The organism is Microvirga terrae (assembly GCF_013307435.2).
In the GTDB taxonomy this organism is placed as follows: domain Bacteria; phylum Pseudomonadota; class Alphaproteobacteria; order Rhizobiales; family Beijerinckiaceae; genus Microvirga; species Microvirga terrae.
Window position 1 is genome coordinate 3,732,350 of sequence record NZ_CP102845.1, and the last position, 15,148, is coordinate 3,747,497.

Annotated in this window: 10 protein-coding genes; 8 read left to right on the forward strand and 2 right to left on the reverse strand. The window is 65.5% G+C overall.

Annotated features, from left to right (window positions below):
- Positions 1-106: 106 nt before the first annotated feature.
- Both HPT29_RS17600 and HPT29_RS17605 read right to left on the reverse strand, forming a co-directional pair.
- Positions 107-550, reverse strand: coding sequence for a Crp/Fnr family transcriptional regulator (locus HPT29_RS17600; protein WP_173945044.1), 444 nt, complete (start codon positions 548-550; stop codon positions 107-109).
- Positions 547-3,267, reverse strand: coding sequence for an ABC transporter ATP-binding protein/permease (locus HPT29_RS17605; RefSeq protein WP_210812130.1), 2,721 nt, complete (start codon positions 3,265-3,267; stop codon positions 547-549). Before HPT29_RS17605 ends, HPT29_RS17600 begins: the two co-directional genes overlap by 4 nt.
- 262 nt (positions 3,268-3,529) lie before the next feature.
- Here HPT29_RS17605 and HPT29_RS17610 point away from each other — a divergent pair, with 262 nt between their 5' ends.
- The 8 genes from HPT29_RS17610 to HPT29_RS17645 are packed head-to-tail and all read left to right on the forward strand — an operon-like array spanning position 3,530 to position 15,134.
- Complete coding sequence (locus HPT29_RS17610) at positions 3,530-4,804, forward strand: glycosyltransferase family protein (protein ID WP_173944998.1); 1,275 nt, start codon at positions 3,530-3,532, stop codon at positions 4,802-4,804.
- Between the two features lie 8 nt (positions 4,805-4,812).
- Complete coding sequence (locus tag HPT29_RS17615) at positions 4,813-6,084, forward strand: glycosyltransferase family 4 protein (RefSeq protein ID WP_259060137.1); 1,272 nt, start codon at positions 4,813-4,815, stop codon at positions 6,082-6,084.
- Entirely contained in the window at positions 6,081-7,211 is a 1,131-nt protein-coding gene (locus tag HPT29_RS17620; protein ID WP_259060138.1) for a glycosyltransferase family 4 protein, read from the forward strand. Before HPT29_RS17615 ends, HPT29_RS17620 begins: the two co-directional genes overlap by 4 nt.
- The gene (locus tag HPT29_RS17625) at positions 7,208-9,148 is read left to right on the forward strand and encodes a glycosyltransferase (RefSeq protein WP_173948505.1); all 1,941 of its coding nucleotides are present in this window, start codon (positions 7,208-7,210) and stop codon (positions 9,146-9,148) included. Before HPT29_RS17620 ends, HPT29_RS17625 begins: the two co-directional genes overlap by 4 nt.
- A gap of 31 nt (positions 9,149-9,179) precedes the next feature.
- Positions 9,180-11,045, forward strand: coding sequence for an ABC transporter ATP-binding protein (locus tag HPT29_RS17630; RefSeq protein WP_173948506.1), 1,866 nt, complete (start codon positions 9,180-9,182; stop codon positions 11,043-11,045).
- A complete protein-coding gene (locus HPT29_RS17635; RefSeq protein WP_173948507.1) occupies positions 11,045-12,958 on the forward strand; it encodes an ABC transporter substrate-binding protein in 1,914 nt (637 codons plus the stop codon). Before HPT29_RS17630 ends, HPT29_RS17635 begins: the two co-directional genes overlap by 1 nt.
- Positions 12,955-13,974, forward strand: a complete 1,020-nt coding sequence (locus tag HPT29_RS17640; protein WP_173948508.1) for an ABC transporter permease — start codon at positions 12,955-12,957, stop codon at positions 13,972-13,974. The genes HPT29_RS17635 and HPT29_RS17640 overlap by 4 nt, the downstream gene beginning before the upstream one ends.
- Positions 13,971-15,134, forward strand: coding sequence for an ABC transporter permease (locus HPT29_RS17645; protein WP_173948509.1), 1,164 nt, complete (start codon positions 13,971-13,973; stop codon positions 15,132-15,134). The genes HPT29_RS17640 and HPT29_RS17645 overlap by 4 nt, the downstream gene beginning before the upstream one ends.
- Positions 15,135-15,148 lie beyond the last annotated feature (14 nt).

The window sequence follows — 15,148 nt, forward strand, 5'->3', positions numbered from 1 at the left end:
TGACGGGTAGATGTGACGAGAATCGGTCAGCTTGGCCATAAGAAGTAGGATTTTGCTAACCGTGTCGGCATTTTCCCCGAAAAAATCTCAGGGGTTGGCCGGAAATTTAGGATGACTGCGCGACAAGCTGCGCGTTCGTCCGCTCGAGGCGCTTCGCCAGCTCCCGCATGATCGCCAGGGACATCTGCGGGAACTGGGCCAGAAGCTCGAGGAAGACGCGCTTGTCGATTCGCAGGGCCGTGGTCGGCTCGGCCGCCATGATCGTGGCGGAGCGCGGCGTGTCCGACAGGATACCCATCTCACCCACCAGGGCGTTGCTCCCGAGTTCGGCCACCTGGATGTCGCCACCGGGCGTGTTGAGCAGGACACTCGCCCGGCCGTCGAGGATCACATAGGCGGCGTCGGACGGATCGCCCTGGGAGAAGAAGCGCTGCCCGTTGGAGAACTGCACCCGCTCGCTCGTGAAGGCGAGGAGCTTCAGGCGGGCCGGATCCACATCTCGAAACATGGGCACCTGCCGCAAGGACTGAACCTCTGTCTCAAGCGTCATGCCACCTCTCCTGTTATCCTCTGTGCGGCAGCCGACTCGGGCCTGGCAGGCCTGGGAGCCGGAGCGGCCGTCTTGTCCGTGATGATTTGTCCGTCGCGGAAGCGCAACTGAACATCGAAAGCGCCTGCCTGTCGATCATTCGGAAGGACCATGAACAGGCTTTGTTGGTCGAGGAACTCGAGCAGCAGTTCGAGCAGCTGCTGGCTGCGGGCTTCATCGAAGGGCGCGAAGGCCCCGTCGATGACCAGGATGTCCGGACGCTTGACCAGGCAGCGCACGAGATTGACGCTCGCCCGCTCCTGCGGCGACAGGAGCCTGCCCGCCGTGCCGACCTGGTAGTCGAGGCCGATCCGCTCGATACCCTCCAGAAGATCGAGCTCCCGGACCACTGTTGCGATGGCCTCCGCGACACGGGCGCGGGCATTGGCCACCTGATAGCTGACGCGTCCGAACAGGAGGTTGTCCCGGAGTGGCGCCGCCGCGCAGTAACGCTCGGGGTCGAGGAACTCCACGCCATCGGAACCGGCCTTTTCGAGAACCTCGCGGACAAGAGCCCGCGCCTCCACGATCCGAGCCGTCAGCTGGCTGTCCAGGAGGCCGAGGCGGTGCCGGGCCTCGACATAGGCGAGCGGCAGCGCCAGAAGCCGCGTCCGGTCCTCCCGCCTCAGGGTGCCCTCGCCCCTGCCGTGCCGGCGCAGGATGGCCTCGAATTCGGATAGCTCGTCGGCGCCGATGAAGGAAAACTGCTCGAACAGGGAATGGCCGGGGGGCAGACCTTCGAAGATCTCGGTCATGGTCTCGGCGATCTGCAGGCCCATGCGGACGAGATCGTCGGTCAGACCGGCTCGGTCGATGGCGCTGCGGAACTGGCCGTTCTCGGCGAGATTGCGCCCCCTGAACTCCTCCGAGATCGGCACCCCGAAGAGAAGATTCTCGGCGATGGTGGCCTGGCTGTTGTAGCGATCCGGATCGAAGGGCTCCACGAGATCGGCCATGCCGTTCGACAGGAACGTCTCGCGCAGGCGCCGCCGGGCTTCGACGACGCGCTCCGCGAGAGCCAGATGGCGTTCGGGATCGATCCTGCCCGCGAGGCCGAACAGGTAGACGGTGTCTCCCATGCCGATGCGGTCCAGGAGATCGAGGAGGATGCGGTCGAGATCGTTCTCGTCCCTTGCGCCGACCCGCTCGTAATCCACCCAGCGGTCGCCGATGCTCTCGATCGGATTGCCCGTCTTGAACGCTTCGGCGATCCGCCGGTCCATCTCCTTCTTCTCCTCCTCCGAACGGGCCAGGGGCTTCGTCCGGAGGCCGTAGATCAGGTTGTCGCGGATGCTGCCGGGAAACAGGATGGGATCAACCCCCGCATAGGCGATCCGACGCCCGATCACGGGAACGGACAGCTGGGTGAGGTCGCGCTCCCCGATCCGGATCTGCCCACTGAACTCCGACATGCGGCGGGCCAGGATGCGCGCCAGGGAGCTCGCGGCCGCCCCGCCGTTGGATATCAGGGCGACGCTCGCAGGCAGAGTGACGGCGAAGGCGCCTCCTTCGATGATCATGTCGCCATGGGGGCCCGCCACGCGGATATCCTTGGCCACGAGCTCGCCGACCAGGGGCTGATCCTCCTCCGCCTCCTCGCGAGCCTCGAGCTGCGGCACGAGCCGCTCCTCGGCGAAATGCTGGGTGACCTGATCGTATTTCACCTGAACGTCGAGACGCTGCTGGTCCCAGTCGATCAGCTCCTTCAAGGGCGGAGGCAGCTCCCGATAGGCGCCGATGACCGCGACGAGCTGGCCGATGTCGAGGGTGCCGCGCAGGGCGAAATAGCCGCCGATGGCGTAGAAGAAGAAAGGCGTCAGCTGCGCCAGGAAGTTGTTGAGCGATTTGACGAAGAACTTCCGGTTATAGATCTTGAGCCGGATGGTGAAGAGATTGAACAGCCGGTGTCCGATCTCCGCCCGCTCCCAATCGTAGGCATTGTGGACATGAACGACCTCGATGCCGTCCTGGACCTCGGCGATGCGCCCCGCCAGCTGACGGGAGGCGATCTGGCGCTGCTTTCCAAGGCGGAGGAGCTCGCGCCGCAGCTTCGGAATGATCGTGAACTGGACGGCGATCACCGCCAGGGCGATCAGTCCGAGCCACACGTTCTGGATCATGATGAAGGCGAGCGCCGTGATCGCCTGCATGCCCAGGAAGATCGGGGTGATGAACGCATCCCCGATGAAGCCGCCGATCGGTTCGACCTCATCCTTGATGATCGTTGCGGTCTCTGAGGCTTTGACCGTGCGCAGGGCATCCGGGGTGAACCGGAGCACCATGGAGAACAGGTCGAAGCGCATCCGCCGGAGCATCCGCTCGCCCAGCACGCCCTTGGCCACGTTGATCCAGTACTTGAACGCCCCGTTGACGATGACGAAGAACAGGAACAGGGTCGAGAGGCCGAAGAGCAGACCGAGCCGGCCGACCTGGAAGCCCTGGAAGATCTCCAGAGTGCCGCCCCCGAGCCATTTCGGCCATCCATAGCTGAGATGGAGGAACGGAGCGGTGGCGTTGCCGTCCCTGAAGGCTTCGCCCTGGATGGCCTGGTTGACGATCTGCCGGGGCAGATCCAGGGACATGAAGTAGAACGGCAGAGAAGCGAGCACTACGGCGCAGACGATGAGCTGGTCGCGCTTGGAATGTGTCCAAATATACCTGAAGAGGCTCTTTTCCATTGCCCAACGGTTACCACTTCTGTACGCCTGGATGAACCTCTTTCCGATCTCGGGCAATGCCTTATTTGATCGATAGGGACCTTAGCGCGTCGTGCGGAAAAGTGGATCCGGTCGTCCGCCCCCAGCGATGTGCTACTTATAGGAGGGAGCATCGGAATCCATCCCAAGCGTGCAAAATCACCTTTGGATCCGATACTCTTGAAGGTAGAGAAGGCGGACGGGTCGGCGTTCGACCCGGCAGACTGACCGTAGGGGCAGCCGCATGGCAGACCTGGTGAAGGACTTCGATCAGGACGCAGGTCCTTCCCCGGTGCAGCCCGTGAGCGGCCGCGGAACCCGTGTTCTCATCTACAGCCACGACACCTTCGGCCTCGGGCATCTTCGCCGGTCGCGGGCGATCGCGAACGCCATCGTCCAGAGCCATCCAGACACCTCGGTGGTCATCATCTCGGGCTCGCCGGTCATCGGCAATTTCGAGTTCGACAGCGGCGTCGACTACATCCGCATCCCGGGGGTCACGAAGCTGCCGGACGGGGATTACCGCAGCCTCAACCTCAATGTGGAGCTGGATGAGGCCGTCGGCCTGCGCCAGGCCCTCATCCTTCAAGCCGCCAAGGCTTTCAAGCCGGACGTGTTCATCGTCGACAAGGAGCCGACCGGATTTCGCGGCGAGGTCGTGCCGGCGCTCGATTACCTCAAGGCAGCCGGATGCCGCCTCGTGCTCGGCATCCGCGACGTGATGGACGAACCGGCTCTTCTCGTTCCGGAATGGGAGCGCAAGGACGCCAAGGACGCCCTCATCCGCTATTACGACGAGATCTGGGTCTATGGCCTCAAGGACGTTTATCAGCCCCTCCAGGCCCTCAACCTCCCCGCTCACGTGGAGGAGCGCATCACCTATACCGGCTATCTGCGCCGGGACGTGCCGCCGACCCCGTCCCTGACCCGCTATCCCAAGATCACGAAGCAGCCATTCGTCCTGGTGACCACCGGCGGCGGGGGCGATGGCGACGACCTGATCGACTGGGTGATCTCGGCCTACGAGGCCGACGCGGAGCTCGATCAGCCGGCTCTGATCCTGTTCGGCCCCTTCATCGACCGGGACAAGCGCCGGTCCTTCGTGGAACGCATCGCCAAGCAGCCGAAGCTCGACGTGATGTCGTTCGACAACAAGATCGAACGGCTCATGAAGAAGGCGGACGCCATCGTGGCCATGGGCGGGTACAACACCTTCTGCGAGGCCCTTTCGTTCGACAAGCGCACACTCATCGTTCCGCGCACGCGTCCCCGCCTCGAGCAGTATATCCGGGCCGTCGAAGGCGAGCGGCTCGGGCTGGTGAGCATGCTCAGCGACTACAAGGAGCCGCGCACGCCCGAGCGCATGGCCGCCGCCCTTCGATCCCTGTCATCGCAGCCGCGCCCGTCGGAGGTGACCGTCCCGGGCCTTCTCGACGGACTCGACCGGGTCCAGGAACGCCTCAGGGCCTTGACGGATCCACGGGCGCCGTTCGCCACCTATCACCAGGCGGCCGAGTAATCGCCCCCATGCTCGCCTCAATGAAAGCCCGGCGCATCGCCATCGTGGTGAAAGGGTATCCACGCCTCTCGGAAACCTTCATCGCCCAGGAGATTCTGGCCCTGGAGCAGCGCGGTCTTGACCTTGAGATCTGGTCGCTCCGCCATCCGACGGAGCGGGCCGTGCATCCGATGCACAAGGCGATCAAGGCGCCCGTGACCTATCTGCCGGAATATCTCTACGAGGAGCCCCTGCGCGTGCTGCGTGGCGGCGTCTGGAGCCTGAGGCAGAAGGGTTTCGGACGCGCCATGAGGGCATTCTGGGGCGATCTGAAGCGCGATTTCACCGCCAACCGGGTGCGCCGCCTCGGCCAAGCGTTCGTGATGGCCAGGGAGATGCCGGAGGATGTCGGTCACCTGCATGTGCATTACCTGCACACGCCGGCGTCCGTCGTCCGGTACGCCGCGCTGCTCACGGGCCGGACTTGGACCTTCTCGGCTCATGCCAAGGACATCTGGACGACCCCCGACTGGGAGAAGCGCGAAAAGATCGCGGAGGCACTCTGGGGTGTCACCTGCACGGCGCAGGGTGCCGGCAATCTCCAATCGCTGTCCCGGCCCGAGCGCGTCTCGCTCGTCTATCACGGGCTCGATCTCTCGCGCTTTCCGTCGCCTCCGGAAGGCCGCCCCGCCAGGAACGGCGTGAACCCGCGCGATCCGGTGCGCATCGTGTCCGTCGGGCGGGCCGTGGCGAAGAAGGGCTACGGCGACCTGATCAAGGCGCTCGCGGCCCTGCCGCAGGACCTCCACTGGCGCTTCGCGCATGTGGGCGGCGGAGAGCTGCTCGCCAGCCTGAAGAAGCAGGCCCAGGAGGCCGGAATCGCCGACAGGGTGGCGTTTCTGGGCGCGAAGGCGCAGCCCGACATCATTTCCCTTCTGCGCGAGGCCGACCTGTTCGTACTGCCCTCCAAAGAAGCCCGATCGGGCGATCGGGACGGTCTGCCGAACGTGATCATGGAGGCGGCGAGCCAGGGGCTTGCCATCGTGGCGACGGACTTCGCCGGCATCCCGGAATTCATCCGCGACGACCTGGAAGGCCGGCTCGTGCCGCCGGGCGATTGGGAGGCCTTGTCCAACGCCGTCAATCTCCTCGCCCGCGATCCCGAGCGCCGGAAATCCCTTGGCGACGCGGCTTTCTCGCGCCTGCGGCGGGAGTTTTCCATGGAAGGCGGGATCGACGTGCTGGAAGCCCGGCTGCGCGCCGTGACGCAGAGCCCGACACGAGAACCGGAGCGCGTGTGACCCCCGCGCGGCCCATTGCGTTCTACGCTCCCTTGAAGAGCCCGAACCACCCCCTGCCCTCGGGCGACCGCACCATGGCGCGCCTGCTGATGAAAGCTCTCGGCGGGGCGGGCTTTTCGCCTTTCCTCGCCAGCGAGCTGCGGACCCTCGATAAGGCCGGCGACCGGGAGTGCCAGGACGATCTCCGACGGCGCTCGCTGGCGGAAGCCGATCGCCTCATCGCCCGCTACAGGGCAATGCCCGGCGCGATGCGACCGCGTCTGTGGTTCACCTACCACGTCTATTACAAGGCGCCGGACTGGATCGGCCCACGCGTCGCCGAGGCTCTCGGCATTCCCTACGCCGTTGCCGAAGGCTCGCGGGCGGCCAAGCGCGCCCGGGGATCCTGGACGCTCGGACATGAAGGGGCGGAAGCGGCCCTCGACCGGGCCGATGTGGTCTTCGTGATGACCGCGCATGATCGGGAGGCCTTGGAGCGGGCGAAGCCGCAGCGGCAGGGTCTGGTGGATCTGCCGCCGTTTCTCGACCTGCAGGACTGGCCGGCACCGCCCTCCCGCCCATTGCCGGAAGCCGCGCCGCGCCTCCTGACGGTGGCGATGATGCGGGAGGGCGACAAGCTCGCCTCCTACCGCATTCTGGCCGTTGCCCTGGAGCGACTCCGGCACCTGCCCTGGACCCTGGACGTCGTCGGTGACGGCGAGGCCCGCGACGAGGTCGCACAGCTTTTCTCCGACATGGCGCAGCGCGTGCGCTTCCATGGGCGGATCGACAGCAAGGCCGATCTGGCGGCGTTCTACGGGGCGGCCGATCTCTTTGTCTGGCCGGCCGTCAACGAGGCCTACGGCATGGTGCTGCTGGAAGCGCAGGCTCTGGGCTGCACGGTGGCTGCAGGTGCGTATGGCGGGGTCGCCAGCGTCGTGCGGAACGGCGAAACCGGAACTCTCACGCCCCCGGGCGACCCCGTGGCCCTCGCGGGAGCGTTGAGCGATCTTCTAGGGGACCGCGGACGGCTGCGGGATCTCGGCGCCAACGCGTTGCGGTTCGTCCGGCAGGAACGCGGCCTCGATCATGCTTCTTTGCGCTTGCGCAATGCGCTCCAACCGCTCACGGATGAGGCGGGAGAATGACCGTGCGCGTTCTGATCGCCGTCACGCATCTGTTGGGCGCAGGCCACCTGACGAGGGCCGCCGCTCTCGCACGGGCCTTCGCACGGGAAGGGCACGAAACCACCCTCGTAACGGGCGGAAGCCCAGCCCGGCTGCCCGATCTGGGCACCGTCACCCTCGTTCAGCTGCCTCCCGTGCGAACGGTCGGAACGGATTTCAGGACGCTGCTCGACGAAGACCTCGAACCCGTGGATGCAGCCTATCTCGAAAGGCGCCGCACCCTCCTTCTCGACACCCTGACGACCGTCCGGCCCGACATCCTCATCACCGAACTGTTTCCCTTCGGGCGGCGCGTTCTGGCCGATGAGTTCTGCGCGCTGATCGAGGCTGCGCGCGGCGCGGATCCGAGCCCGCGGATCGTGTGCTCAATCCGGGACGTGCTGGTGCCGTCCTCCAAGGCGTCGCGGATCGCCGAAGCCCATGAACGCGTGCTCCGGCATTACGACGCGGTCCTCGTCCACGGCGACCCGGAGCTGGTTCCCTTGGAAGCCTCGTGGCCCCTGGACGAGCAGGTCAGACCCCTCATCCGCTACACCGGCTACGTGGACGAGAACGAGAGCCCGGTGCCGGAGACCCGCCGGCACGGGATCGTCGTCTCAGGCGGGTCGAGCGCGGCGAGCCTGCCGCTCTACCGCGCCGCCCTCGAGGCAGCCCAGGAGATCACCGACCGGCCCTGGCGTATCCTCGTCGGCCGGAGCGTCGCCGATTCCAACTTCCGTGAGCTTCGGGCCGGCGCTCCGGCTCATGTCGCCGTCGAGCTCGCGCGGCCCGACTTCCGGACTCTGCTCGCCGGCGCCGAACTATCCGTGAGCCAAGCCGGGTACAACACCACCGTCGACCTGCTGCGGTGCGGCGTGAGGTCGGTCCTCGTGCCTTTCGAGGCCGGCCAGGAGACGGAACAGCGTCTGCGGGCCGAGCGCTTGGCGGCCCTGGGCTTGGCTGAAATCCTGCCCGAGGCGGATCTGTCGCCGCCGAACCTCGTTCGGGCGATCGGGCGCGCGCTGTCATGGCCATCGTCCCGGAGGCCGGCCGTGTCCAGCGACGGCGCCCGCCGGACGGTCGCCTTGGCCGAGAGCCTCGTGCAGTCCCGGCCAGCCCTTCACCGGGCCATCGACTGGTCGCCTCTCGACCAGGCGCTCGACCGAGCCCAGGATCGGGATTGCCCCGTCGGCTTCTGGTGGCGGGACGACGATGCGGTGGCCGATACGCCCGAACTCGACCGGCTCCTCGGCCTTGCCCGCCGGTACGATGCCGGGATCGGCCTCGCGGTCATCCCGAGCGGCATCGAGGCTTCCCTTGCGGTCCGACTGGCGGAGGAGAACAAGGCCTTCGCGCTCGTCCACGGATGGAGCCATGCCGATCATGCGCCAGCGGGCGAGAAGAAGGCGGAATTCGGCCCTCACCGCACGCTGGACGAGATGACGGCGGAACTGGAACGGGCCCTGCACGCGGCGCGCCAGCTCCTCGGATCGAGGCTCCTGCCCGTCTTCGTGCCACCCTGGAACCGGATCGCCCGGGATCTCGTCGCGATCCTGCCGGGCCAGGGATTTCGGGCGATATCGACCTTCAACGACCGGATGTCCGCCTATCCCGTGTCAGGTCTCCTTCAGATCAACACCCACGTGGATCCCATCGACTGGCACGGGACGAGAAGCCTGGCCGATCCGGCCCTGATCATCGCCAATCTCGCCAACGCGGTCGAGCGGCGCGCGATGGGCCGGGCGGACCGCGGCGAGCCGATCGGGTTCCTGACCCATCATCTCGCTCATGACGACGTCATCTGGTCGTTATGCGAAAGGCTTATCGCCCATCTCGCCGCCAGAGGCATACGTTTCCTGTGTCCAGATGCCTGTTTCGACTTGGAAACAAGATCACAATTGAGATCTAATGGGATCTGATGCGTTATGCTCATAGATCCTGGAGGAGCATATGGAAGCGCCACTCCTGTCGGTTCGCCAGCTGACAGTTGACTTCAACACCGACGCCGGGGACTTCCGCGCGGTCGACGGCCTGACGTTCGACATTCCCAAGGGGAAGACGGTGGCGCTCGTCGGCGAGTCCGGCTCGGGCAAATCGGTCACCGCGCAGGCCATCCTCCAGATCCTGTCGAAGAAGGCCAGGATCACCAACGGATCGATCCTCTTCAACGATCCGGCGAACGGGGGCAGCGTCGATATCGCGGCGCTCGCGCCCGAGAGCGACGCCATGCATGCCCTGCGCGGCGGGCGCATTGCCATGATCTTTCAGGAGCCGATGACATCCCTGTCGCCGCTCCACACCATCGGCGACCAGATCTCCGAGGCGCTGATGATCCATTCGGACGTGGATCAGACCAAGGCGAACCAGAGGACCGTGGACGTGCTGGCCCGGGTCGGCTTTCCCGATCCCAAGCGGGCCCTGACGACCTACCCGTTCGAGCTGTCCGGCGGGCTGCGCCAGCGTGCCATGATCGCCATGGCGCTCATCACACGCCCGGCCCTCCTGATCGCGGACGAGCCCACGACGGCGCTCGACGTGACCACGCAGGCTCAGATCCTCGATCTCATCAAGGAACTCCAGATCGAGACGGGCATGTCGGTGCTCCTCATCACCCACGATCTCGGCGTGGTCGCCAACGTGGCCGATGAGGTCGTGGTCATGTATCGCGGGAAGATCATGGAGGCCGGCTCCCGGGAGAACATCTTCCGCAACGCGCAGCATGCCTATCTCCAGGCGCTCATGCGGGCCGTCCCGCGCTTCGCCATGGGCGAGAACGAGCGGCTGACGCCGATCCGCGAGGTGAAGAGCGCGGCTCTCGCATCCGCCGGCGCTCCGCAGCGCATCCAGCCCAACGGCCCCATCCTGAAGGCCGAGCATCTCACCAAATGCTTCACGCTCCGGTCGGGCTGGTTCTCCGGCAAGACGCAGCAGATCCGCGCGGTCAGCGAAGTCGATCTCACCCTTCCTGCCGGGAAAACCCTGGGGCTCGTGGGTGAATCCGGATGCGGCAAGACCACCGTGTCCAAGATGATCATGCGGGCCCTGACGCCCAATGCGGGCCGCGTCCTCTTCGACGACGGCACGGGTCCGAAAGACGTGCACAAGCTGGAAGGCGATGCGCTGACGGCCTACCGTCGTTCGGTGCAGTTCATCTTCCAGGATCCGTTCTCGTCGCTCAACCCGCGCATGACGGTCTACGAGCTTCTGACGGAGCCCCTGCGCATCCACGACATCGGCACTTCGGACCAGCGCTACGAGCGGGTCAAGCAGCTCCTCGACATGGTCGGGCTCGATCAGCGCTCGCTCAGACGTTACCCGCATTCCTTCTCCGGCGGCCAGCGCCAGCGCCTCGGGATCGCGCGGGCGCTTGCCCTGGAGCCTCGCGTGCTGCTCTGCGACGAGCCCGTCTCCGCTCTCGACGTGTCGGTGCAGGCCCAGGTGCTCAACCTGCTCAAGGATCTGCAATCGGCCCTCGGATTGTCCTACCTCTTCGTGTCCCACAATCTCGCCGTGGTGGACTACATCGCCGATACCATCGCGGTCATGTGCCGGGGCTATATCGTCGAGGAGGCGCCGAAATCCTCCCTCTTCCGCAATCCGGTTCATCCCTACACGCAGGCGCTTCTCGCCGCCGTGCCGGATCCGGACATCGATCGCCCGCTGGACTTCGCCAAACTGCGGACCGGCCGCTTCTCGCAGCCGTCGGAATGGCCCGAGCCGTTCCGCATCAAACCCGGCGAGTTCGGCCACATGAAAGAGATCGAACCTGGCCACAAGGTTCGTCTGGGGCACCTGACAGCCCGGGAGGCTGCGTGATGCTGATCCGTATCAGACCAAGACCGTTCGTCCTCGCTGCCGCTCTCGCATGGCTGGCATTGCCGGCCCTGGCGCAGGATTTCAAGGACGCTCCCTTCTTCGCCGAGCAGGTGAAGGACAAGAAGCTGCCGCCTCTGGCCGAGCGGCTGCCGAAAACCCCCATCGTGGTCGACGCGGCGGGCCAGTATGGCGGCGACATGGTCACCCTGGTGCCGCGGCCGCGCGACATCCGCTACATCTCGACCTACACCTACACGCGGCTCGTCGGCTACGACCGCACCCTGCATCTCAAGCCCGACCTGCTCGAAAAATACGAGAACGAGGACGACCGGGTTTTCACCTTCACCCTGCGCGCCGGTCACCGCTGGTCGGACGGCTCGCCCTTCACGGCGGAGGATTTCCGCTACTACTGGGAGGACGTGGCCCAGAACGCGGATCTCTCGCCCGCCGGCCCGCCCGAATTCATGCTCGTGGACGGAAAGCCCCCGCGCTTCGAGGTCCTCGACGAACGGACGGTGCGTTTCACCTGGGACAAGCCCAATCCGCGATTCCTGCCGCAGCTCGCCGGATCCCTCGATCCGGGAATTTACCGCGCCTCCACCTATCTCAAGCAGTTCCACGCCAAATATGCCGACAAGGCGGCCCTCGACGAGAAGGCCAAGCAGCAGAAGCTGAAATCCTGGGCCGCCCTGCACAACCGCATGGACGACATGAAGGAGCAGACCAACCCGGCCCTGCCCACGCTCATGCCCTGGCGCGTCATGAACGCGGCGCCGGCCAACCGCTTCATCTTCGAGCGCAATCCCTATTATCACCGGGTCGACCACCAGGGACAGCAGCTGCCCTATGTCGACCGGCTCATCATGGATGTTTCGGCCCCCGGCCTGTTCGCGGCCAAGGCCAATGCGGGCGAGCTCGATCTCCTGTTCCGCGGCCTCTCCATGAGTGACATTCCGGTCCTGAAGGAGGGTGAGAAGGCCAAGGGATACACCACCCTGCTCTGGCCCTATGCGCGCGGCACGGAACTTGCCCTCTATCCCAATCTCAACACGGTGGATCCGGTCTGGCGCCAGCTCAACCGGGACATCCGCTTCCGCCGCGCCCTGTCGCTCGGCATCGACCGCAGGACCCTGAACAACGCGCTGCTGTTCGGGCTCGGCACCGAGGGTAACAATACGATCGTGGCGGAAAGCCCGCTCTTCTCGGCCGAGCTGCGCACGGAGAACGCCGGGTACGATCCGCGCGAGGCCTCCCGGCTTCTCGACGAGATCGGCCTGACGAAGCGCAACGGCGCCGGCATCCGCCTGCTGCCCGACGGACGCGAGCTGGAGATCATCGTCGAAACCGACGGCGAGAGCAGCCTCGTGGTCGACGGTCTGACCCTGATCGGCGAATTCTGGCGCGAGATCGGCGTCAGGCTCTTCGTGAAGCCCCAGGACCGGACCGTCCTGCGCAACCGCTCCTATGCAGGCCTGACCGTCATGGTCGCGGCCCCCGGCCTCGACAACGCGATCCCCACGGCCATCATGCCGCCGACCGAACTCGCTCCCATGCGCCAGGACAACTACACCTGGCCGAAATGGGGCCAGCACGTGGAAACGAAAGGCAAGAACGGCGAGCAGGTCGATATCCCGGAGGCGCAGCGCCTTCTCGATCTCTACACGACCTGGATGAACACCGGGAACCGGACCGTGCAACGGGACGTCTGGACCGAGATGCTGCGCAACCACGCCGAGAACCAATGGTCGATCGGCACCATCTCCGGCGCCCTGCAGCCGATCGTCGTCCGCAACGGCCTGCAGGGGCTCCCCGCCAAGGCGCTCTACAGCTGGGAGCCGACCGCGATGCTCGGCATCTATCGCCTGGACGAGATCCATTGGAACAAAGCCGCCGGCAAAGAGGCCCGCCGATGATCCGCTTCCTGTTGCGTCGCATCGTCACCATGGCGGTGACATTGCTGATCATATCGGCCTTGATCTTCTTCATCATCAAGCTGCCGCCTGGGGACTTCCTGTCCAACCAGATCGCCGAATTGCGGGCCCAGGGCGAATCGGCCTCCGTCGCGAAGGCCGAATTCCTCATCAAGCAGTACGGGCTCGACAAGCCCGCCTGGCAGCAATACCTGGTCTGGGTCGGCGTCATGCCGGGACCGAACGGCTTCTCCGGCCTGCTTCAGGGCGACTGGGGCTGGTCCTTCGAGTACGACAAGCCCGTTGTGGAGGTGGTCGGCGATGCCCTGTGGCTGACGCTCCTCGTCAATCTCGCGGTGGTGATCTTCATCCACGTGGTGTCGATCCCGATCGCGATCTACTCGGCGACGCGGCAATATTCCGTGGGCGACTATCTCGCCACCTTCATCGGCTATATCGGACTTGCGACCCCGAGCTTCCTGCTCGCGCTGATCCTGCTCTATTACATGAACCGCTGGTTCGGCGTTTCGATCGGCGGGCTCTACGACGCAGAATATGCGGGCGAGCCCTGGACCTGGGCCAAGACGCAGTCCCTGTTCTCGCATCTCCTTGTCCCGACCGTCGTGATCGGGCTCGGCGGAACGGCCGCCATGATCCGGCGCATGCGGGCGAACCTGCTCGACGAGCTCGGCAAGCAATATTATGTGACCGCGAAGGCCAAGGGCCTCGGCCCCACCAAGGCCCTGCTGAAATATCCCTTCCGCATGTCGCTCAATCCCTTCATCGCCGATATCGGCAATCTCCTGCCGCATCTGGTATCCGGCTCGGTTCTCGTGTCCCTGGTCTTGAGTCTTCCGACCGTGGGGCCGATCCTGCTGAGCGCGCTGAAGAGCCAGGATCAGTTCCTGGCCGGGTTCATCCTCATGTTCGTCGCCATGCTCACGGTCGTCGGCATGCTGATCTCCGACCTCCTGCTCGCCTGGCTTGATCCGCGCATCCGGATGGGAGGCGGGCGATGAACACGGCCATCACCTCCAAGCGCCATTACGTCGATCCGGCGCCCTTCGATCCCGGCAAGACCGAGCCTGTCGGGGCCGAGAACGAGAGCTTCTACCGCGCCTCGTCCTGGCAGCTGATGTGGTGGAAGTTCCGTCGCCACAAGGTGGCGGTGGCGGCGGCCTTCGTGCTCCTGTTCTTCTACGCGATCGTGCCCTTCGTCGAGGTGATCGCGCCCTACAACCAGACCAAGCGCCACGGGGATTTTCTGTACGCGCCGCCGCAGGGCATTCATCTGATGCATGAAGGCCGCTTCGTCGGCCCCTTCACCTATCCCTACAGCTACAGCTTCGACCTCGAGAGCTTCCGGCGCGTCTACACGCCCGATACGTCGAAGCCACAGCCCATCCGGTTCCTGTGCAGGAGCGACGCCTATCAGTTCTGGGGCCTCTGGCAGATGGATGTCCATGTCGTCTGCCCGCCTGAGAACGGCACCATGTTCCTGCTCGGCACCGACCGGCTCGGGCGCGACCTGCTCTCGCGCATCATCTACGGGGCGCGAATCTCGCTCACCATCGGGATCGTCGGCATCGCGGTGTCGTTCGCACTCGGCCTCTTCTTCGGCGGTCTTGCCGGCTATCTCGGCGGATGGGTCGACCATGTCATCCAGCGCATGATCGAGATCCTGCGCTCGCTCCCGGAGCTGCCCCTGTGGCTCGCGCTCTCGGCCGCCCTCCCGGCGAACTGGAGCCCGATCCTGGTGTTCTTCGGCATCACGATCATCCTCGGCCTGCTCGACTGGCCGGGGCTGGCCCGCGCGGTGCGCTCGAAGTTGCTCTCCCTGCGCGAGGAGGATTTCGTCAAGGCGGCGGAACTGATGGGAGCGTCCAAGCAGCGCATCATCGCGCGCCACCTCATCCCGAACTTCATGAGCCACCTCATCGCCTCGGCGACCCTCTCGATTCCCTCCATGATTCTCGGCGAGACGGCCCTCTCCTTCCTGGGCCTGGGCCTGCGCCCGCCCGTGACGAGCTGGGGCGTGCTGCTCAACGAGGCGCAGAACCTGGCAGCCGTGCAGCTGCATCCCTGGCTGCTCTTCCCGATGGTGCCGGTCGTGATCGTGGTGCTCGCCTTCAACTTCATGGGCGACGGCCTCAGGGACGCGGCGGATCCCTACCATTAGCCAGTTGTCCTTGA